The 19,323-nt window shown below is 69.7% G+C and carries 18 protein-coding genes; 15 read left to right on the forward strand and 3 right to left on the reverse strand.

The features are described 5' to 3' along the window. Positions 1 to 191 precede the first annotated feature (191 nt). The 5 genes from yajC to ABI385_RS05375 all read left to right on the forward strand — a co-directional run bounded on the left by yajC (position 192) and on the right by ABI385_RS05375 (position 6,547). Positions 192 to 506: a preprotein translocase subunit YajC gene (gene yajC / locus ABI385_RS05355; RefSeq protein WP_348102710.1), complete on the forward strand. Its 315-nt coding sequence runs from the start codon at positions 192 to 194 to the stop codon at positions 504 to 506. A gap of 4 nt (positions 507 to 510) precedes the next feature. Beyond that, a complete protein-coding gene (gene secD, locus ABI385_RS05360) occupies positions 511 to 2,442 on the forward strand; it encodes a protein translocase subunit SecD (RefSeq protein ID WP_348102711.1) in 1,932 nt (643 codons plus the stop codon). A 1-nt stretch (position 2,443) separates the two neighbouring features. Beyond that, entirely contained in the window at positions 2,444 to 3,601 is a 1,158-nt protein-coding gene (gene secF, locus ABI385_RS05365) for a protein translocase subunit SecF (RefSeq protein ID WP_348102712.1), read from the forward strand. Next, entirely contained in the window at positions 3,598 to 4,152 is a 555-nt protein-coding gene (locus ABI385_RS05370; protein WP_348102713.1) for an adenine phosphoribosyltransferase, read from the forward strand. Before secF ends, ABI385_RS05370 begins: the two co-directional genes overlap by 4 nt. A gap of 73 nt (positions 4,153 to 4,225) precedes the next feature. After that, complete coding sequence (locus ABI385_RS05375) at positions 4,226 to 6,547, forward strand: bifunctional (p)ppGpp synthetase/guanosine-3',5'-bis(diphosphate) 3'-pyrophosphohydrolase (RefSeq protein WP_348102714.1); 2,322 nt, start codon at positions 4,226 to 4,228, stop codon at positions 6,545 to 6,547. Positions 6,548 to 6,642: 95 nt separating this feature from the next. Here the strand turns inward: ABI385_RS05375 and ABI385_RS05380 are convergent, their stop codons facing one another. Continuing rightward, positions 6,643 to 8,094 (reverse strand): DUF349 domain-containing protein, encoded by a 1,452-nt coding sequence (locus ABI385_RS05380; protein WP_348102715.1) that lies wholly within the window; start codon positions 8,092 to 8,094, stop codon positions 6,643 to 6,645. A gap of 7 nt (positions 8,095 to 8,101) precedes the next feature. Then, complete coding sequence (locus tag ABI385_RS05385) at positions 8,102 to 8,956, reverse strand: peptidylprolyl isomerase (RefSeq protein ID WP_348102716.1); 855 nt, start codon at positions 8,954 to 8,956, stop codon at positions 8,102 to 8,104. 171 nt (positions 8,957 to 9,127) lie between these two features. Between ABI385_RS05385 and ABI385_RS05390 the strand changes: the two genes are divergently transcribed. Both ABI385_RS05390 and hisS read left to right on the forward strand, forming a co-directional pair. After that, positions 9,128 to 9,850 carry an MBL fold metallo-hydrolase gene (locus tag ABI385_RS05390; RefSeq protein WP_348102717.1) on the forward strand — a complete coding sequence of 241 codons (723 nt, stop codon included), beginning with the start codon at positions 9,128 to 9,130 and terminating at the stop codon, positions 9,848 to 9,850. Then, entirely contained in the window at positions 9,847 to 11,211 is a 1,365-nt protein-coding gene (gene hisS / locus ABI385_RS05395) for a histidine--tRNA ligase (protein WP_348102718.1), read from the forward strand. The genes ABI385_RS05390 and hisS overlap by 4 nt, the downstream gene beginning before the upstream one ends. Before the next feature lie 9 nt (positions 11,212 to 11,220). Here the strand turns inward: hisS and ABI385_RS05400 are convergent, their stop codons facing one another. Then, positions 11,221 to 11,868, reverse strand: coding sequence for a hypothetical protein (locus tag ABI385_RS05400; RefSeq protein WP_348102719.1), 648 nt, complete (start codon positions 11,866 to 11,868; stop codon positions 11,221 to 11,223). Between the two features lie 85 nt (positions 11,869 to 11,953). On the opposite strand from ABI385_RS05400, the gene ald reads away from it, so the two are divergent. From ald to cmk, 8 genes are all read left to right on the forward strand, one after another. After that, positions 11,954 to 13,069 (forward strand): alanine dehydrogenase, encoded by a 1,116-nt coding sequence (ald, locus tag ABI385_RS05405; RefSeq protein ID WP_348102720.1) that lies wholly within the window; start codon positions 11,954 to 11,956, stop codon positions 13,067 to 13,069. After that, on the forward strand, positions 13,066 to 14,019 hold the full coding sequence (locus ABI385_RS05410; RefSeq protein WP_407068229.1) for a site-specific tyrosine recombinase XerD: 954 nt from the start codon (positions 13,066 to 13,068) through the stop codon (positions 14,017 to 14,019). Before ald ends, ABI385_RS05410 begins: the two co-directional genes overlap by 4 nt. A 111-nt stretch (positions 14,020 to 14,130) precedes the next feature. Further along, positions 14,131 to 15,057 carry a ParA family protein gene (locus ABI385_RS05415; protein ID WP_407068230.1) on the forward strand — a complete coding sequence of 309 codons (927 nt, stop codon included), beginning with the start codon at positions 14,131 to 14,133 and terminating at the stop codon, positions 15,055 to 15,057. Between the two features lie 3 nt (positions 15,058 to 15,060). Next, the gene (locus ABI385_RS05420) at positions 15,061 to 15,987 is read left to right on the forward strand and encodes a ScpA family protein (protein WP_348102721.1); all 927 of its coding nucleotides are present in this window, start codon (positions 15,061 to 15,063) and stop codon (positions 15,985 to 15,987) included. After that, positions 15,980 to 16,636, forward strand: coding sequence for an SMC-Scp complex subunit ScpB (gene scpB / locus ABI385_RS05425; RefSeq protein WP_407068231.1), 657 nt, complete (start codon positions 15,980 to 15,982; stop codon positions 16,634 to 16,636). Before ABI385_RS05420 ends, scpB begins: the two co-directional genes overlap by 8 nt. Beyond that, positions 16,633 to 17,553, forward strand: coding sequence for a pseudouridine synthase (locus ABI385_RS05430; protein ID WP_407068228.1), 921 nt, complete (start codon positions 16,633 to 16,635; stop codon positions 17,551 to 17,553). Before scpB ends, ABI385_RS05430 begins: the two co-directional genes overlap by 4 nt. A gap of 5 nt (positions 17,554 to 17,558) precedes the next feature. Beyond that, positions 17,559 to 18,650, forward strand: coding sequence for a prephenate dehydrogenase (locus ABI385_RS05435; RefSeq protein ID WP_348102723.1), 1,092 nt, complete (start codon positions 17,559 to 17,561; stop codon positions 18,648 to 18,650). A gap of 15 nt (positions 18,651 to 18,665) precedes the next feature. Beyond that, positions 18,666 to 19,323 (forward strand): (d)CMP kinase (gene cmk / locus ABI385_RS05440; RefSeq protein WP_348102724.1); only part of this gene is annotated, 658 nt, incomplete at its 3' end.

Consider the following 19,323-nt stretch of genomic DNA (forward strand, 5'->3'; position numbering starts at 1 on the left):
CGCACTGCGGGCCCACCGTGAGGTCTGCGCGAGTCCTGATCGTGTCCGGTGATTCAGGCGAGTCTTTGGTATGCCGTGCTCGCCTCACCTAGACTCTCGCGGGCACGTCGGCCACCGGTCGGCACTCTGGCAGCTCCGGGCACGTTGTCCGAGCGGCGCCGCGCCACTGGTCGAGAGAAGGATTCTGCTGCATGTTCACTGACGGACTGGCCAACCTGCTGATACCGGGGTTGCTGATCCTGCTGCTGCTCTTCATGTTCTGGAGCCAGCGGCGGCGTCAGCAGGCCATCTCGCGCATGCAGTCGAGCCTGCACGTCGGCGACGACATCTGCACCACGTCCGGTCTGTTCGGCCGCATCCTCTCCCTTGACGAGGTGGTGGCCACCCTCGAGATCGCGCCGGGGACCACCATCCGGTTCGACCGTCGGGCCATCGCGACCAAGGTCGACGCCTCCGGCCGACCGCTCGACGGCCCCGAGGCCCCGCGCACCGACTCCGAGAAGTGACCTGGTGGCTCTCAACCCGCGTACGCGTACCCCTCGACGGGTCTTGCTCGCCCTGCTCGTCGTCATCGTTGCCCTGTTCGGCGGCATCGCCGCGGCTCACCAGCTCAGCAACGGGCAGCTGACTCCGAAGCTCGGTCTCGACCTCGAGGGCGGCACGGAGATGACCCTCGAACCGGTCCTCACCGACCCGAACCAGCAGGTGAGCCAGGGTCAGCTCGACAAGGCGCGCGACATCATTGTCCAGCGGGTCGACTCCTACGGCGTCGCCGAGGCCGAGGTCACCACCCAGGGCGGCCGCAACATCGTCGTCTCGATTCCCGGCCAGCCCACCGCGGCTCAGCTCGACGCGATCCGCAAGCCGTCCCAGCTGCGGTTCCGCGCCGTCCTCGTCGCTGACGCCGGTTCACCGCAGGCGTCGCCGTCGGCCACCGGAACCGCGACCGGCACCGGGACGGCCACCGGGACCGGAACCGCGACCCCGAGCGCCACAGCTCCGACGGCGACCACCCCGCCGCCGGTCTTCACCCCCGACTCACCGTCGACCGCGAACCCGGCGACGTCCGCCAACGCCGCCGTCCCGAAAGCCCTCCTGCAGGACGAGACCACGCCGGCGACCGGCGCCACGACGCCGGGCGGCACGGCCACGACCTCCGGTGGTGGCACCGGCACGCCCACGCCGAGCGTCAGCCTGAACAGCACACCCACCGTGGCACCGACCGACGCCAGCGACACCAACTGGGTCACCCCGGCCATCGAAGCGCAGTTCACCGCGCTCGACTGCTCGAAGCCGAACGCGGTCAACGCCGCCGTCGACGACGAGAAACAACCTCTTGTGACGTGCTCGCAGGACAAGCAGACCAAGTACATCCTCGGTCCCGTCGAGGTGGACGGCACCGACATCGCCGACGCCTCGGCCGGCTACCAGACCTCCGGCAACGGGCAGCCCACGAGCATCGTCGAGGTGCAGCTGAAGTTCACCGGCGACGGCGCGCAGAAGTTCGGCGCGGTCACGACCCGGCTGGTGGGCCTGAAGGGCGTGCGCAACCAGTTCGCGATCGTCCTCGACAAGCAGGTCATCTCGGCGCCCACCACCCAGGCCGCGATCACCAACGGCCAGGCCAGCATCACCGGAAGCTTCACCATCGAGTCGGCCCGCGCCCTGGCCAACCAGCTGAAGTTCGGCGCCCTCCCGCTCTCCTTCACACTGCAGACCCAGGAAGACATCAGCCCGACCCTCGGAAGCGAACAGCTCACGCTCGGTCTGCTCGCCGGCCTGATCGGCCTGCTCCTCGTGGTGGTCTACTCACTGCTGCAGTACCGGCTGCTCGGGCTGGTCACCGTCGCGTCGCTCGTCATCGCCGGCATCCTCACCTATGGCGTGCTGACCTTCTTGGGTTGGTCTTACAACTTCCGGCTCACCATGGCAGGGGTGACTGGTGTCATCGTGGCGATCGGTGTCACCGCCGACTCATTCATCGTCTACTTCGAACGCATCCGTGACGAGGTCCGCGAGGGCCGGCCGCTCGTGGCGGCCGTCGAGGCGGGCTGGGCCCGCGCGCGACGCACCATCTTCGCCGCCGACGCGGTGAACTTCCTGGCCGCTGCGGTGCTTTACTTCCTGGCCTCCAGCAACGTGCGCGGGTTCGCCTTCACCCTCGGCGTGACGACGCTCATCGACCTCGTCGTTGTCGTGCTGTTCACGCACCCGGTGGTCGCGATCCTGGCCCACACGGAGTTCTTCGGAGGCGGCCACCGGTGGTCGGGCCTGGACCCGGAGCGTCTCGGTGCCAAGGTCCGGTATGTCGGGCGCGGCAAGTTCTCGGGCCCACGTCCGGTCTCCGGCGGGTCGGGTTCGTCCGGCTCGCCCCGACCCACCCCGGCGGCCAAACCCGGCTCCACCCCGGCCACCGTGCCGATGAGCGAGGGGAAGGCCTGACATGGTCAGCTTCGCCCAGGTCGGCAACGACCTCTACACCGGCAAACGGTCGATCGACTTCATCGGCCGGCAGAAGACCTGGTATGCCGTGTCCGCAGTGTTGATCGTGCTGGCCCTGGTCGGCATCTTCGCGCGCGGTCTCAACTTCGGGATCGAGTTCCGGGGCGGCTCCGAGTTCCGGGTCTCCCAGGTCGCCAACACGGCCGGTTACGAGGACAAGGCGCGCACCGCGGTCGGGTCGGCAGGCATACCCGGCAACGTCGTCGTCACCCTGATCGGCGGCAACACGGTCCGGGTTCAGACCGAGGCCGCCGACGCAAAGAACGAGGCGGCCAAGGAGTCGCTGGCCACCGCGTTCGGCGTGGGCGCCAACAGCATCAGCGCGTCACTGATCGGGCCCTCGTGGGGAGCCTCGGTCAGTACCAAGGCGATACAGGCCTTGGTGGTGTTCCTCATCCTGGTGGCGCTTGTCATGGCGGCCTACTTCCGGACCTGGAAGATGGCGGTAGCCGGTCTCGTCGCTCTCCTGCACGACCTCATCATCACGGTCGGCATCTACGCCCTGTTCGGGTTCGAGATCACGCCGTCCTCGATGATCGGTTTCCTCACCATCCTCGGGTACTCGCTCTACGACACCGTCGTCGTCTTCGACAAGGTCCGCGAGAACACCGCCGAGGCCTTCTCCAACCGGCGGATGACCTACACGCAGGCGGCCAACCTCGCCGTCAACCAGACCCTGGTCCGCTCGGTCAACACGACCGTCGTCGCGCTGCTGCCGATCGCCGCCATCCTCGTGGTCGGGATCACGCTGCTCGGCCCGGGCACCCTGCTCGACCTCAGCCTCGCGCTGTTCGTCGGGATCGGGGTGGGCGCCTACTCCTCCATCTTCATCGCAACACCGCTGCTGGTCGACCTGCGCCGCGGCGAGCCCGCCGTCAAGGAGCTCGACCGGGCCGCCGAGCGCGTGCAGACGAAGGAGACCGTGCGCATCGGTGCCGGTCTGCAGGTGCCGACCGCCGTCGACGAGCAGCTCCAGGTCACCCCGGCGAGTGCCGGAGAGGACGAGTCGACCCGGACCGCCTCCGGACGTGAGGTGCACAAGTGGGCCGCCAGCGGTCCGCGCAACCAGCCGAAGCGCGCACCCAAGTCCAAGCGATGACGGCCGCGTCCAGCGGCTCGAACGAGGTCAGCCCGATCCGGGAGCTCGTGCTGGCCCGGATGCGTGACGTCGCTGACTTCCCGAAGCCGGGCGTGCTGTTCAAGGACTTCACCCCGCTGCTGTCCGACGGACCGGCCTTCGCGGCCGTCGTGCGCGACATCGCCGGCCGGTATGCGGGACGGATCGACGTCGTGGTGGGCATCGAGGCCCGCGGGTTCATCATCGGGGCCGCAGTCGCATACGACCTGGGCGTCGGGTTCGTGCCCGTGCGCAAGGGCGGCAAGCTCCCCGGCCCCTCGCTACGCGAGGAGTACACCCTCGAATATGGCGAGGCGGTCCTCGAGATGCACGTCGGTGCGCTCCAACCGGGGCAGCGGGCACTGGTCCTCGACGACGTGCTCGCCACCGGAGGCACCGTCGTGGCGACCTGCCGTCTCGTCGAACGTGCCGGCGCCGTGGTCGAGGCGATCGACGTCGTGCTCGAGATCGGGTTTCTCGAGGGGCGGGCCAAGCTCACCGACCGCGAGCTGCACTCGATTGTCAGCATCTGACCGACGCTCGCCGGGGGCCTCTCGCCCGTCCGGCGAGTCCGGGGGGTCACCCGCGCCCGACTAGACTCACTGCATGAGTGAGGAGCTGCGCTCCGACACGGGCCCGGTCACGGCGCCAGCCACGGCACTGACGACGACCCCGGCCCGGGTGCGGGCGCGCCTCGCGCGGTTCGGGGGCAACCGCCCCGCGAACCCGGTCCTCGAGCCGATCCTCCAGACGGTGCGCTCGACCCATCCCAAGGCCGACAGCTCCGTCATCGAGCGCGCCTACCAGGTTGCGGACGAGCATCACCGCGGCCAGATGCGGCTGTCCGGCGACGCCTACATCACCCATCCACTCGCGGTGACGACCATCCTCGCCGAGCTCGGAATGACCCCTGCGACCCTGGCCGCCGCCCTGCTGCATGACACCGTCGAGGACACGGCATACAGCCTCGCCCAGCTGCGCCGCGACTTCGGCGATGAGATCGCCGGGCTGGTCGACGGGGTCACCAAGCTCGACAAGGTGAAGTACGGCGAGGCGGCCCAGGCCGAGACGGTGCGCAAGATGGTCGTCGCCATGGCGCGCGACATCCGGGTGCTGGTCATCAAGCTCGCCGACCGGCTGCACAACGCGCGGACCTGGCGCTACGTCTCGCGCGAGTCGGCTCAGCGCAAGGCCCACGAGACGCTCGAGATCTACGCGCCGCTCGCGCACCGGCTCGGGATGAACACCATCAAGTGGGAGCTCGAGGACCTGTCGTTCGCCACGCTCTACCCCAAGGTCTACGACGAGATCGTCCGGCTCGTGGCCGAGCGGTCACCGGCCCGCGAGGAGTACCTCACGGAGGTCCGGACGCAGGTGTCCGACGACCTGCGCACAGCCAAGATCAAGGCGACGGTCACCGGGCGGCCCAAGCACTACTACTCCGTCTACCAGAAGATGATCGTCCGCGGCCGCGACTTCGACGAGATCTACGATCTCGTGGCGGTGCGCGTCCTGGTCGAGACGGTCCGCGACTGCTATGCAGCGCTCGGAGCGTTGCACGCGCGATGGAACCCGGTGCCCGGCCGGTTCAAGGACTACATCGCGATGCCCAAGTTCAACATGTACCAGTCGCTGCACACGACGGTGATCGGTCCGGAGGGCAAGCCGGTCGAGATCCAGATCCGCACGCATACGATGCACCGCCGGGCGGAGTACGGCGTCGCGGCGCACTGGAAGTACAAGGAGGACGCCAAGCCGGCCCCCGCGGAGCAACCGGGCGACGTCGGTTCCGGCGACATGGTGTGGTTGCGCCAGCTGCTCGACTGGCAGCGCGAGACCGAGGACCCGGGGGAGTTCCTCGACTCGCTGCGGTTCGAGATGAACGCCGGCGAGGTCTACGTCTTCACGCCCAAGGGCGAGGTCGTCTCGCTGCCGGCCGGCGCGACGCCGGTGGACTTCGCCTACGCCGTGCACACCGAGGTCGGGCACCACACGATCGGCGGGCGGGTCAACGGCCGGCTGGTCCCGCTGGAGTCGGTGCTCGAGAACGGCGACGTCGTCGAGGTGCTCACCTCCAAGGCCGACGGCGCGGGTCCGTCGCGCGACTGGCTGGGGTTCGTCAAGAGCGCCAGGGCGCGCAACAAGATCCGGCAGTGGTTCTCCAAGGAGCGGCGCGAGGAGGCGATCGACCGCGGCAAGGACTCCCTCGCCCGGGCGATGCGCCAGCAGAAGCTGCCCCTGCAGCGGCTGATGAGCGTCGAGAGCCTCGCCGGGGTGGCCTCGGAGCTGCGCTACACCGACATCGACGGCCTCTATGCCGCGGTCGGCGAAGGACACGTGTCCGCGGTCCACGTGGTCAACCGGCTCGTCGCGTCGTTCGGCGGCGAGGAGGGTGCCAGCGAGGACCTCGCGGAAGCGGTGGTTCCCAACCGATCTCGCAGCCGGCGGGCGGGCGACCCCGGGGTCATCGTCGTCGGGGCCGACGACGTGCTGATCAAGCTCGCCAAGTGTTGTACGCCGGTGCCGGGCGACCCGATCATGGGTTTCGTCACGCGCGGCAACGGTGTGTCGGTGCACCGCCGGGACTGCACCAACGCGGACTCGTTGCTGCGACAACAGGATCGGGTCATCGACGTCGAGTGGGCGCCCTCCGCGTCGAGCGTCTTCCTCGTCCAGCTGCAGGTCGAGGCGCTGGACCGCAACCGGCTGCTGAGCGACGTCACCCGGGTGTTGTCCGACCAACATGTCAACATCCTGTCGGCGTCGGTCCAGACGTCTCGCGACCGAGTCGCCCTGTCCCGGTTTACCTTCGAGATGGGTGACCCCAGCCACCTCGACCATGTGATCCGGGCCGTGCGCAGGATCGACGGGGTGTTCGACGTCTACCGGATCACCGGCGGCAAGGTGCATACCGCAGCCGAGGACTGACGCTGGTTCGTCGCCGGGTTGCGTCCGACGTTTCGGTCGCCCTGGCCGCCACTTCGTCGGACGCAGCGCCGGGAGCGACGTCGGGGTTCAGACGTCTAGCCGAACTCGGCCAGCCCAGCCTTCGCCTGCGCGAGCCACTTTTCGCGCGCCTCCAGCGCCTCGGTGGCCTGGGCGATCTTCCGTGTGTCGCCCGACGCCTCGGCCTTGGCCAGGTCTCGCCTCAACCCTGCGACCGCGATCTCGAGCTGGTCGGCCAGGCTCTGGGCCCGCGCCGCCGCCTCGGGGTTCGCCGACGACCAGCGACGGTCCTCGGAGTCGCGCACGGCCTGCTCGACACGACGAAGGGACTTCTCGGTGCGCTCCAGATCGGCGCGTGGGACCTTGCCGGCCTTGTCCCACCGGTCCTGGATGCTCCGCAGCGATGCCTTGGCCCGCTCGAGGTCCTTGACGGGCAGGATCCCGTCCGTCTCGCGGAGCAGCCGCTCCTTGACCTCGAGGTTGCCGCGGAAGGACTCCTCCTCCTTGGCGACGACCGCGTCCTTGGCTGCGAAGAACCCATCTTGGGCCGCCTTGAAGCGGCCCCACAGGGCATCGTCGTCGGAGCGTCCGGCGCGCCCAGCCGTTCGCCACTGGTCCATGAGCTTCTTGAACGCACTCGCCGTCGGGGCCCAGTCCTTGCTCGTCGACAACCGCTCCGCCTCCTCGACGAGGCGCTCCTTGGCGACCTTGGCCGACGACTGTTCCGTGTCGAGCTGGGCGAAATGGACTCGTCGGGCCCGGTCGAACCCGTTGCGGGCTGCCGAGAACCGTTGCCAGAGAGCAGACTCGCCGCCGCGGTCCAACCGGGGGCCGCTCCGCTGGTGAGCCTTCCACTCGTCGAGCAGCTCACGCATCCGCGTGCCGCTGCTCTTCCACTGGATCGAGCTCTCGGGCTGTGCCGCGATCGTCTCCGCCTCGGTGACGAGCGCCTCGCGGTGTGCACGTCCCTCCTCGCGGGCAGCCGCGCGCGAAGCGGCATCGGCGGCCCGCCGCGTCACGACGACCGCTTCGATCTCGGCGACCCGGACCTCGAGGGCCGCTAGGTCGCCGACCGCGTTGGGTTTGGTCGTCTGCTCGCGCAGCCGGACGAGGCCCTCCTCGGCGTCCTTGGCGGAGATGTCGGTCTGCGTGACCCGCTGGTGGAGCAGGTCCGCCGCGGCAACCAGCTCGTCGTACTTGCGGCCGAAGTAGGCGAGCGCCCCGGCCGGTGAGGCACCGGGGTAGGAGCCCACGGCCCGTTCGCCATCGGGAGTCGTGACGTAGACGACACCGTCGTCGGCGACCCGCCCGTATGCGGCGGTGCGGTCCGGTGTGCCGTGCCGCCGCGCGAACATCGCCGGTGTGGGGACAGCCGGGCTTGATGCCGGCGGGGGGGTGGGCGCAGGCTCGGTCACCGGCTCGATAGCGGGGTCGGGCACCGTCACCGGCTCGATGTTGTGGTCGGGCACCGTCACCGGTTCGATGGCGGGGTCGGGCTCCGTCACGTCTGTGCTTTGGTCGTCGCTCACGCTCGCGTCACGCCTTCGGCTGGACAGACACGCCGAGGATACTGATCGGTGCCAACGGTGACGTCTGGTCGCCGGAGTTCACGCCGGCTGCGGCGATCTTGTCGACGATGTCCATGCCGGAGGTCACCGTCCCGAACAGCGTGTACCCGCTGCCGTCTGCGGACTTGGGCAGCGTCGTGTCCTTGTAGACGATGAAGAACTGGTCGCCGTTGCTGTTGGGGTCGCCCTGCTTGCGAGCCATCGCGAGACTGCCACGCGGGTAGACGTCGTTGCTGGGAACGTTCTCGACACCGAAGTGGTATCCAGGGCCAGGACCGCTGCCCGTGCCGGTCGGGTCGCCGCATTGGAGCACGAAGATCCCTTGGGTAACCAGGCGGTGGCACTTGGTATCCACCCAGTAGTTGTCCTTGGCCAGGAGGTTGAACGAGGATACGGCAGCGGGTGCCGCGGTGCCGTCGAGGGCGATGGTGAGATCCCCGCAGGTGGTCTTCATGGTGGCAACGAAGGACTTGCCCTTGGCAGCCGCGAGATCAGGCTGGCCGCTCACGGTGGGCTGGGCCGTCGGGATCGCGGGGACCGCGGAGCATCCCGCTGCCAGGGTGGGCGCCACCGTGGGGGGAGCGCTGGTCGTCGCGTCCGAGGTGGGCTGGGTCGTGGCCGAGGTGTCCGGCGTAGCGGGGGTGTCCGTGCGGTTGCTCAGGACGTTGGCCAGCCACACGAACCCGAACACCACCACCAGCACACCGACGACAGCCAGGATGGCCTGCTTGTCACGCACGGACTGAGCCCTTCTCTCTGCGAGCTTCCGCTCGCGCTTCTCCCACCGCCGACGCTCCCGGGCGCGGTCCTGGTCCTTGGTCAACAGCACCTCCCGCCGAACCGGACCTCGTCGGCCGCCGACATCGTCACATCGTCACCTCGCCCCCGGCCTACCAGCCCGGGACGATGGGTCAGTCTAGGCAACCCTTCAGGCGACCAGGTGCGAGGTGGGTCACGACTGCGTGACAGTTGGACCGGAAGTTAGGCTCCAGCCGTGCTGACCATCGGGTTCCCCGCCGCGGCGTTCGGGACAAACTGCTACGTGCTCGCCACCGGTCCTGGAGAGGACTGCGTCGTCGTCGACCCGGGCATCGGCGTCGAGGACCAGGTGGCGGAGGTATGCCGCGAGCACCGGCTCCGACCGACGGCGGTCCTGCTCACCCACGGACACCTCGACCACGTGTATGCCGTCACTCCGGTCTGTGGAGGCGACACCGCCGCGGGCGTACCGGCAAACCCGGCATACATCCACCAGGACGACCGCTACCGCCTCGTCGACCCCATCGCGATGCTGGACGACGGCCTCGTCGAGATGCTCGAGTCGCAGTTCGGGCGACGCGCCACCTGGCGCGAGCCCGAGCGCGTCGTCACGGTCATCGGCGGCGAACACCTGCAGCTCGCGGGTCTGGACGTGGCGATCGCTCACGCGCCCGGGCATACGGAAGGGTCAGTGATGTTCACGATCCCCCGCCTCCCCGACCAGCTGGGCGACGGTTCAGGTCTGAGCGCCACCTGCCTGAGCGGCGATGTGCTGTTCGCCGGGTCGATCGGGCGGTCCGACCTCGCCGGTGGCGACCCGGCCGCGATGGAGCGGTCACTGCGCGAGGTGGTCCTCCCCATGCCGGACGACGTCCTCGTGCTCCCCGGCCACGGTCCGCAGACGACCATCGGGCGCGAGCGGACGACCAACCCCTACCTGCAAGGATTGAAAGCGTGACCACGACCCCACGAGCCGACCGGGTCACCCCGATCAGCGGGTTCCCGGAGTACCTGCCCGCTGACCGGATCGTGGAGCAGCGCTTCCTCGACGTGATCCGCGAGACGTTCGAGCTGCACGGGTTCTCCTCGGTCGAGACGCGGTCGATCGAGCCGGTCGACCGCCTCAGCCGCCAGGGCGAGGACGCCGACAAGGAGATCTACGCCGTCTCGCGGTTGGCCGGCGGTGACGGCGACGAGGAAGCCCGCTGGGGGCTGCACTTCGACCTGACGGTCCCGTTCGCGCGTTACGTGCTGGAGAACGCCGGGCGCCTCTCCTTTCCGTTCCGTCGCTATCAGATCCAGAAGGCGTGGCGGGGCGAGCGTCCCCAGGAGGGGCGTTACCGCGAGTTCACCCAGGCCGACATCGACGTCGTCGACGTCGGCGAGCTCGCCGGTCATTTCGAGGCGGAGATGCCGTTGGTCGTCGCCGACGTGTTCAGCCGATTCCCGGTGGGCGAGTTCGTCATCCAGGTCAACAACCGCAAAATACCCGAGGGGTTCTATCGGGCGATCGGCCTCGACACGGCGGTCGGGTTGACCGAGACGCTACGTATCGTCGACAAGCTCGACAAGGTCGGCCCAGCCACGGTCACGTCGATGCTCGTCGAGGCCGGGGCGAGCGCGGAGCAGGCCGAGCGCTGCCTGGCCCTGGCGGCGATCCGGACGGACGACCTCTCGTTCGTCGACCGGGTCCGCGGGCTCGGCGTCGAGCACCCCACGCTCGACGAGGGCCTGCTCGCCCTGGCCGACGTCGTGCGCGCCGGCATGGCGTATGCCCCCGGGCGCATCGTCGCCGACCTGCGGGTCGCCCGAGGGCTCGACTACTACACCGGCACGGTCTACGAGACACAGCTCGTCGGGTACGAGTCGTGGGGCTCGTTCTGCTCCGGCGGCCGCTACGACGCACTCGCCTCCGACGGGCGCAGGACCTATCCGGGGGTCGGGATCTCGATCGGCGTCTCCCGAATCCTCGGGCTGCTGCTCGGCAAAGGTCTGCTCAGCGCCTCCCGGTCGACGCCGTCGGCCGTGCTCGTCGCTGTCAACGACGAGCAGGACAGGGCCCGGTCTACCGACGTCGCCGGCACCCTCCGCTCGCGCGGCATCCCGTGCGAGGTGGCGCCCAAGGCGGACCGGTTCGGCAGACAGATCCGGTATGCCGAGCGCCGGGGGATCCCTTACGTCTGGTTCCCCGGTGCGAACCGGGAGACGAGGGCCGACCAGGTCAAGGACATCCGCTCCGGAGACCAGCTGGACGCCGACGCTCTCCGATGGGAGTGCCCGCCGCAGGACCTGCACCCGGCCGTGATCCGCACTTCCTGAGACGCGACCTCAGGTTGCGGGGCCGCCGACCGCGGCCTGATCTCGTGATCTCGGACCGCGCAGCATCAGACCGGTCGAACTCAGCTCCAGGTCGGCGAGTCGCATCACCATCTCCGGGTCACCCGTCCTGAACCGCCCGGCCGGGTCGGGTCCGACGCTCGCCAACCGGCGCAGCGGCTGCCGGGTCAACGCCCGCAGCGCGAGCAGGTCGATCGCGCCCGGCAGCTGTAGCATCCGCGCCACCGCCGTTGCCCGGCGGACGAAGCGGACCCGGAAGAAGAGCCAGATCACCAGGACGAACACAATCGGCACAACGGCGACCACAATGCTGGTGCCATGCGCGACCGACTCGACGGTGGCCCCCAACGACGCACCGACTCCGGCCAGCCGCTGCCCCGCGCCCGCCACCGCGGTGAACGGCGCGCTCAGCGCGTCCCCGACAAGTGGGACCCCGCCCACCGAGACTGCCGCACCGGACATGTTCTCCTGGAGGGAGTTCCCCGCGGAGGTGAGGCTTTCGGTCGGACCGCGCAACGTCCGGATCGCATCACCGACGGCGTGGCCGGCCCAGACCCAGACTCCGACCCAGCAGAGCATGAACACGTCGGACAGGATCTGGGTCGTACGGCGGCCGGGCAGGTCGGCATACAGCTTCATGGGTGCTCCTCGTCGCGCTGGCGAAGCCCACCGTAGGCTGCCGGCTTCTCGCGTGGGGACACCGCGACCGGTCTAGAGTCGCGAGATGAAGGTCGCTATCCCGCGTGAGGTCAAGAACAACGAGTTCCGGGTGGCTATCACCCCGTCCGGCGTACACGAGCTGGTCAGACACGGTCACGACGTCCTGGTCGAGCACGACGCGGGGGTGGGGTCCTCGATCGGTGACGATGACTATGTCGCCGCTGGGGCCAAGATCCTCCCGACCGCCGACGAGGTCTGGGGCGAGGGCGAGCTGGTCCTCAAGGTCAAGGAGCCGGTGGCGCAGGAGTACCACCGGATGCGTGCAGGGCAGACGCTCTTCACCTATCTGCACCTGGCCGCCGACCGCCGCCTGACCGAGGAGCTGTGCCGTCGCAAGGTGACGGGCATCGCCTACGAGACGGTCGAGCTGCCCGACCACTCCCTGCCGCTGCTGGCGCCCATGTCGGAGGTTGCCGGCCGGCTGGCTCCGCAGGTGGGCGCCCACACCCTGATGCGCGCCCAGGGCGGCCGCGGGGTGCTCATGGGCGGGGTGTCCGGTGTATATGCCGCCAAGGTCGTCGTCATCGGTGCCGGGGTGTCCGGCATGAACGCCGCCGCCATCGCGCTCGGCATGCAGGCCGAGGTTCTGCTACTCGACCGCGACATCTCCAAGCTGCGTCACGCCGACGCGATCTACCAGGGCCACTGCCAGACCGTCGCGTCGAACGCGTACGAGGTCGAACGCGCGATCATCGACGCCGACCTGGTCATCGGTGCGGTCCTGGTCGCCGGGGCCAAGGCGCCCACCCTGGTCACCAACGAGCAGGTCTCGCGGATGAAGACCGGTTCGGTGCTCGTCGACATCTCGATCGACCAGGGCGGCTGCTTCGAGGACTCGCGGCCGACGACGCACGCCGACCCGACCTACCCCGTGCACGGATCGGTCTTCTACTGCGTGGCCAACATGCCCGGTGCGGTCCCGCATACGAGCACCTACGCGTTGACCAACGTCACCCTCCCGTATGCCGTCGAGCTCGCGAACCTGGGTTGGCGCGACGCGTTGCGCGCCGACCGCGCCCTCGCCCTCGGTCTGAACACCTGGGACGGCGGCGTCACCTATGCTCCCGTCGCCGCCGCCCACGGCATGACCGCCGTCACGCTCGAGGACGCGCTGCACTGAGCGACGACCACCAGGCCCAGCCCGGCACGCCGATCGACCGCAGCATCACCGGGTGGCTGGACCACCTCAGGGTCGAACGTGGGTCGGCGACCAACACCGTCACGTCCTATCGGCGGGACCTGTCCCGATACCGCGAGTTCCTGGCCGTCCGCGGCATCGACGACGCGGCCGGCGTGCGAGAGTCGGACGTCACCGACTTCCTGGCCGCGCTCCGCGAGGGCGCTGCCGACCGTCCACCGCTGGCAGCCTCGTCGGCGGCCCGCACCCTGGTCGCGGTGCGCGGGTTCCACCGGTTCCTCGTGCTGGAGGGCGACGTGACCGCGGACCCGGCGGGTGAGGTGGCACCACCGAAGCCACCGAGCCGCCTTCCCAAGGCGATCCCCGTCGAGAGCGTCGTCCGCCTCCTCGACGCCGCCTCCGTCGGGGACACCCCCGTCGCCCTGCGCGACCGGGCGCTCTTCGAGGTCCTCTACGGCGTCGGAGCCCGCATCTCGGAAGCGGTCGGGCTCGACGTCGACGACATCGACCTCGACGCGGAGCACGCCGAGGTCAGGTTGTTCGGCAAGGGAGACAAGGAACGCCAGGTCCCCGTCGGCAGCTACGCGCGCGAGGCCGTGTCGGCATACCTGGTCCGGGCCCGACCCGTTCTCGCGGTGGGAGGCAGAGGGACCCCGGCGCTCTTCCTCGGTACGCGTGGCGGCCGGTTGTCGCGTCAGGCCGCCTGGGCGGCGCTCCAGTCCGCGGCCGCCCGGGCCGGCCTCGGAGGCCACCTCTCGCCGCACACGCTGCGCCACTCGTTCGCGACTCACCTGCTCGACGGTGGGGCGGACGTGCGGGTGGTGCAGGAGCTCCTCGGACACGCATCGGTGACCACGACGCAGATCTACACCCTCGTCAGCGTGCAGCGACTGCGTGAGGTGTATGCCGGGGCCCATCCTCGGGCCCGCTGATAGGGTCCCCGGGTGATCAGCGAGAGCTGACCACCGGCCGACTGCGCCAGAACCTGCCGGCCAGGCTGAGACCCCATCGCCACCTCGGGAGAGACACCTGTGACCGCAGAGGTGAACCCGCACCCTCGTGGACCCGCCCCGGGTGAGGCTCGCCCACACGAGGACCCCCTCCCCGGCACGGAACGCGCCCTGGCCGGCGCCCTCGGGCCCACCGGCCGGCCGATGCCGGAGTTCCCCGAGCCGCAGCCGCTGACCTCGCACGGGCCGGCTCGCGTCATCGCCATGTGCAACCAGAAGGGCGGCGTCGGCAAGACGACGACCACCATCAACCTCGGCGCGGCGCTCGCCGAGGTCGGGCGACGGGTGCTGCTCGTCGACTTCGACCCGCAGGGCGCCCTGTCGGTGGGTCTCGGCATCCGCACCAACGAGCTCGACGTGACGATCTACAACCTGCTGGTCGAACGCGGTCACGACATCCGCGGCATCATCCAGCACACGAGAACCGCGAACCTGGACCTGGTCCCCGCCAACATCGACCTGGCCGCGGCCGAGGTCCAGCTCGTCGGGGAGGTCGCCCGTGAGCAGATCCTCGCGCGAGCGTTGCGACCGGTCCTCGACGACTACGACGTCATCCTCATCGACTGCCAGCCGTCCCTGGGGCTGCTCACCGTCAACGCCTTGACCGCCGCCCACGGAGTCGTCATCCCGCTCGAGTGCGAGTTCTTCGCCATGCGCGGAGTCGCCCTGCTCGTGGAGACGATCGACAAGATCACCGACCGCCTCAACCCCCGGCTGCGCGTCGACGGCATCCTCGCGACGATGTTCGACAGCCGGACGCTGCACTGCCGCGAGGTCGTTCGCTCGGTCGTCGACCACTTCGGGGACCAGGTGTTCCACACCGTCATCAGCCGCACCGTGAAGTTCCCGGACGCGTCGCTGGCAGCCGAGCCCATCACCACGTATGCCAGCGCGCACGGCTCTGCCGCGGCATACCGGCAGCTGGCCCGCGAGCTCATCGCGCGCGGCGGGGCGGCCTGACGTATGACCGGGACGTCGCCGGCCACAACGCCCGGTGACGTGGTCACCCCCGGCGGGGTGCTGACGCGCCGCAGCGCGCCGACGCCGTTCGAGGTGCACCTGGACAACTTCGAGGGGCCGTTCGACCTGCTGCTCGGGTTGATTTCCAAGCACCGACTGGACATCACGGAGATCGCGCTCGCCCAGGTCACCGACGAGTTCATCGCCCACATCAGGGCCGCCCAGAGCGCCGACACCGAGTGGGATCTCAGCCAGGCCTCCGAGTTCCTCCTGGTCGCCGCGACGCTGCTCGACCTCAAGGCCTCGCGGCTGCTGCCCCAGACCGGTCCGCAGGACGAGGACGACTTCGCCCTCATCGAGGCTCGCGACCTGCTCTTCGCACGGCTGCTGCAGTACCGCGCGTTCAAGGACATCGCCCGAGCCTTCGGCGAGCGGATCACGACAGCGGGACGGATGACACCGCGGCAGGCCGGGCTGGAGCCGCGGTTCGCCGTGCTGCTGCCCGAGCTGGTCATGGCGGTCACCCCTGAACAGCTGGCCATGGTCGCCGCTCGCGCCCTGGTGCCCAAGATTCCGCCGAGCGTGGGACTGGACCACCTGCACGAACCGCAGGTGAACGTCCGGGAGCAGGCCGCCGTGCTGGTGTCCCGGCTGCGTGCGCAACGGACGTGCTCGTTCCGCGACCTCGTGCAGGACGCCGAGAGCCCGATTGTCATCGTGGTGCGGTTCCTGGCGGTGCTCGAGCTGTTCAAGGAAGGTGTGATCGTCATGGAGCAGGCCGAGTCGCTGGGGGTACTCACGGTGCGATGGGTCGGAGGTGACGTCGGCGAGGTCGGCGTGAGCGCGGAGTTCGACGAGGACACAGACGTCGACCAGGACACAGGCAGCTTCGAGGGCGAGGAACCAGACCGTGACGACGACCATGAGTGACGTCAGCCCACCGGAGGCCGCGGCGAGGGACGACCTGACCGACCTCGATGCGGAACAGGTCGAGACAGACCAGGTCGCGTTCGACATCCAGGCGTTTCCCGGCGGTGCACGTTCGGCGATCGAGGCCGTGCTCATGGTCGTGGACGAGCCGATCCCGGCGATTGCCATCGCCTCGGCCCTCGAGCTGCCGCTGGACGACGTCACCGCCCACCTCGAGGAGCTGGAGCAGGAGTACGCCGCGCAGCAGCGGGGCTTCACCCTGCGCGAGGTCGGTGGTGGGTGGCGGGTCTACAGCCGGTCGGACTACGCCCCCGTGGTAGAGAAGTTCCTGCTCGACGGGCAACAGGCCCGGCTGACCCAGGCCTCCCTCGAGACCCTCGCGGTGATCGCCTACCGCCAGCCGGTGTCGCGTGCACGGATCGGCGCCGTCCGCGGCGTCAACGTCGACGGCGTCGTGCGGACCCTGCTCACCCGCGGACTGATCGCCGAAGATGACGAGCAGGGCGAGGGTGGCGCGATCCTCTACGGCACCACCGCCTACTTCCTGCAACGGATGGGGCTGCGCTCGCTCGACGAGCTTCCTGCTCTCGCACCGTTCCTGCCCGAGGTCGACGCCCTCGACGAGCTCGCCGAACGGGGCCGGTCGTGAGCCGGGACCAGGGTGGCCGCAGCGACGCGGGGCGGCCCAAGCGCACTCCTACGGGTCGCGGACCGGCCAAGGGTTCTGGTCCGGGCAAGCCGGTGAAGGGCTCTGGGCCTCGGTTTGCGGGGTCGACGAAGAGCAGCCAGCCGACCAGGCTCCCCGCGCGCAAGCCCGAGCCGCAGGTCGACGTCCACGACCCCGACGGCGTACGCCTGCAGAAGCTGCTCGCCGCCGCCGGAGTCGGCAGCCGGCGTACCTGTGAGAACCTCATCAGCGCAGGCCGGGTCGAGGTCGACGGCCATGTCGTCACCGAGCTCGGCGTCCGGATCGACCCGAACCGGCAGAAAGTGCACGTCGACGGGGTGCGCGTCCAGCTGGACGAGTCACGGGTCTACCTGGCCTTCAACAAGCCCCTCGGTGTGGTGTCGACGATGAACGACGACCTCGGTCGCGTGTCGCTGGCCGACTATGTCGGCAACCGTCCCGAGCGGCTGTTCCACGTCGGCCGGCTTGACTCCGACACCGAGGGTCTGCTGCTGCTCACCAACGATGGCGACCTGGCCCACCGGCTGCAGCACCCGGCCTACGGGGTCCCGAAGACCTACATTGCCCGTATCCCCGGGCCGGTCCCTCGCGACCTGGGCAAGCGGTTGCGCGAGGGTGTCGACCTCGACGACGGCCCCGTCTCCGTGGACTCCTTCAAGGTCGTCGACTCCCAACCGGGCAAAGCCCTCGTCGAGGTGGTGCTGCACGAGGGACGCAAGCACGTCGTACGCCGGATGCTCGACGCCGTGGGCCACCCCGTCGAGAGCCTGGTCCGGGTGCAGGTCGGGCCCATCCGCCTCGGCGACCTCAAGTCGGGACGGACCCGTCGACTCACCCAGGACGAGGTCGGGCGGCTCTACTCTGCCGCCGGGTTGTGACTCGAATGGCCACCCACCCCGTCACCGTCCGCGTGGTCGGAACCGGGCTCATCGGAGCGAGCCTGGGAATTGCGCTGTCCCGCAAGGGTTTCAACGTCACCTTGTCTGACCCGTCGCCAACGGCTGCCCGGCTGGCGCGTGACCTCGGCGCCGGGGAGGTGGCCGATGAAGCCGCCGAGGTCCCCGAGCTCGTCGTGGTCGCCGCGCCACCCGACGTCGCAGCGCAGGTCGTCGTCGAGTCGTTGTCACGGTGGCCGGACGCCGTGGTCACGGACGTCGCCTCCGTCAAGGGCGCGATTGCCGATGCCGTCGCCTCGGCGGGTGGGGACCTGGCTCGTTATGTCGGCTCACACCCGATGGCCGGTCGGGAACGATCTGGTGCCGGCGCCGCGAGAGGCGACCTGTTCGAGGGGCGTGCCTGGGTGGTGGTCCCCACCGCGGTGAGCCGACCCGAGGCGGTCGAGCTGGTCCGCCAGGTCGCGATAGCGGTCGGCAGCGCGGTCAGTGTGATGGGCGCCCGCGAGCACGACGCCGCCGTTGCCGTGGTCTCCCACGTCCCGCAACTGGCTGCGAGCCTGGTCGCCGGTCGCCTCCGGGACGTGCCCGACCCCGCGGTGGCTCTGGCTGGGCAGGGTCTTCGCGACGTCACCCGGATCGCCGCGAGTGACCCCCACCTCTGGACCCAGATCCTCGCCGCCAACGCGACCGCCGTCCGAGAAGTGTTGACGGAGCTGAGAACTGACCTCGACGAAGTGATCGAGGCGCTCAACGCCCTCGAGACGGGCGACGGACGAGGCGCCCTCGAGGTCGTCAACCGAACCGTCGGCAACGGCAATGCCGGCCAGTCCCGGATCCCGGGCAAGCACGGCGCCGCGCGCACGGCATACGCGACCGTCGTGGTCATGGTGCCGGACACCCCCGGCGCCCTCGGAAACCTGCTGACGGACATGGGGGACGCGGGGGTCAACCTCGAGGACCTACACCTCGAGCACGGACTCGGGCAGCCGTTCGGGCTCGCCGAGGTGTCGGTAGTTCCCGGATCGGTCGAGCGCCTGCTCCAGGCGCTCGACGAGCGCGGCTGGCGCGTGCACGACTGACTAAGGTGTGACGCGATGACCGTGCCACCCGCCGCAAACGAACATGATCTCGTCGTCGCCATCGACGGACCTTCCGGATCCGGCAAGTCGTCGGTCGCGCGGGCCGTGGCAACACAGCTCGGCGTCGGGTACCTCGACACCGGCGCGATGTACCGCGCCGCCACCTGGTGGTGTCTGCACCTCGGGCTCGACCTCACCGACCGACCGGCGGTCGCTCAGGCCGTGCAGGAGGCCCGGATCGAGGTCGGCCTCGACCCCGGTATGCCGTGGGTCAAGGTCGGCGGGCACGACGTGACCGGTCCGATCCGCGAGACGGCCATCTCGTCCGTGGTTTCGATGGTGGCCACGAACCTCGACGTCCGCGCCAGCATGCGGCTGCGCCAGCGCGCGCTCATCGCCGAGGCGTCGGAGCGCACCGGCGGCTGCGTCGCGGAAGGCCGCGACATCACGACCGTCGTCGCTCCCGACGCCGATGTGCGGGTGCTGCTGACGGCCGACGAGGCCGCCCGGTTGGCGCGGCGCGCTGCGGAGCTGCACGGTCAGGCCGATGAGCAGAGCGTCGAAGCGACCCGCGACCAGATCGTGCGGCGGGACCGTGAGGACTCGACCGTCTCGCAGTTCATCACGGCCGCCGACGGCGTGGTGACGGTCGACACCTCGACGCTCGACCTGG

Source organism: Lapillicoccus sp., assembly GCF_039935575.1.
Taxonomy (GTDB): Bacteria; Actinomycetota; Actinomycetes; order Actinomycetales; family Dermatophilaceae; genus Lapillicoccus.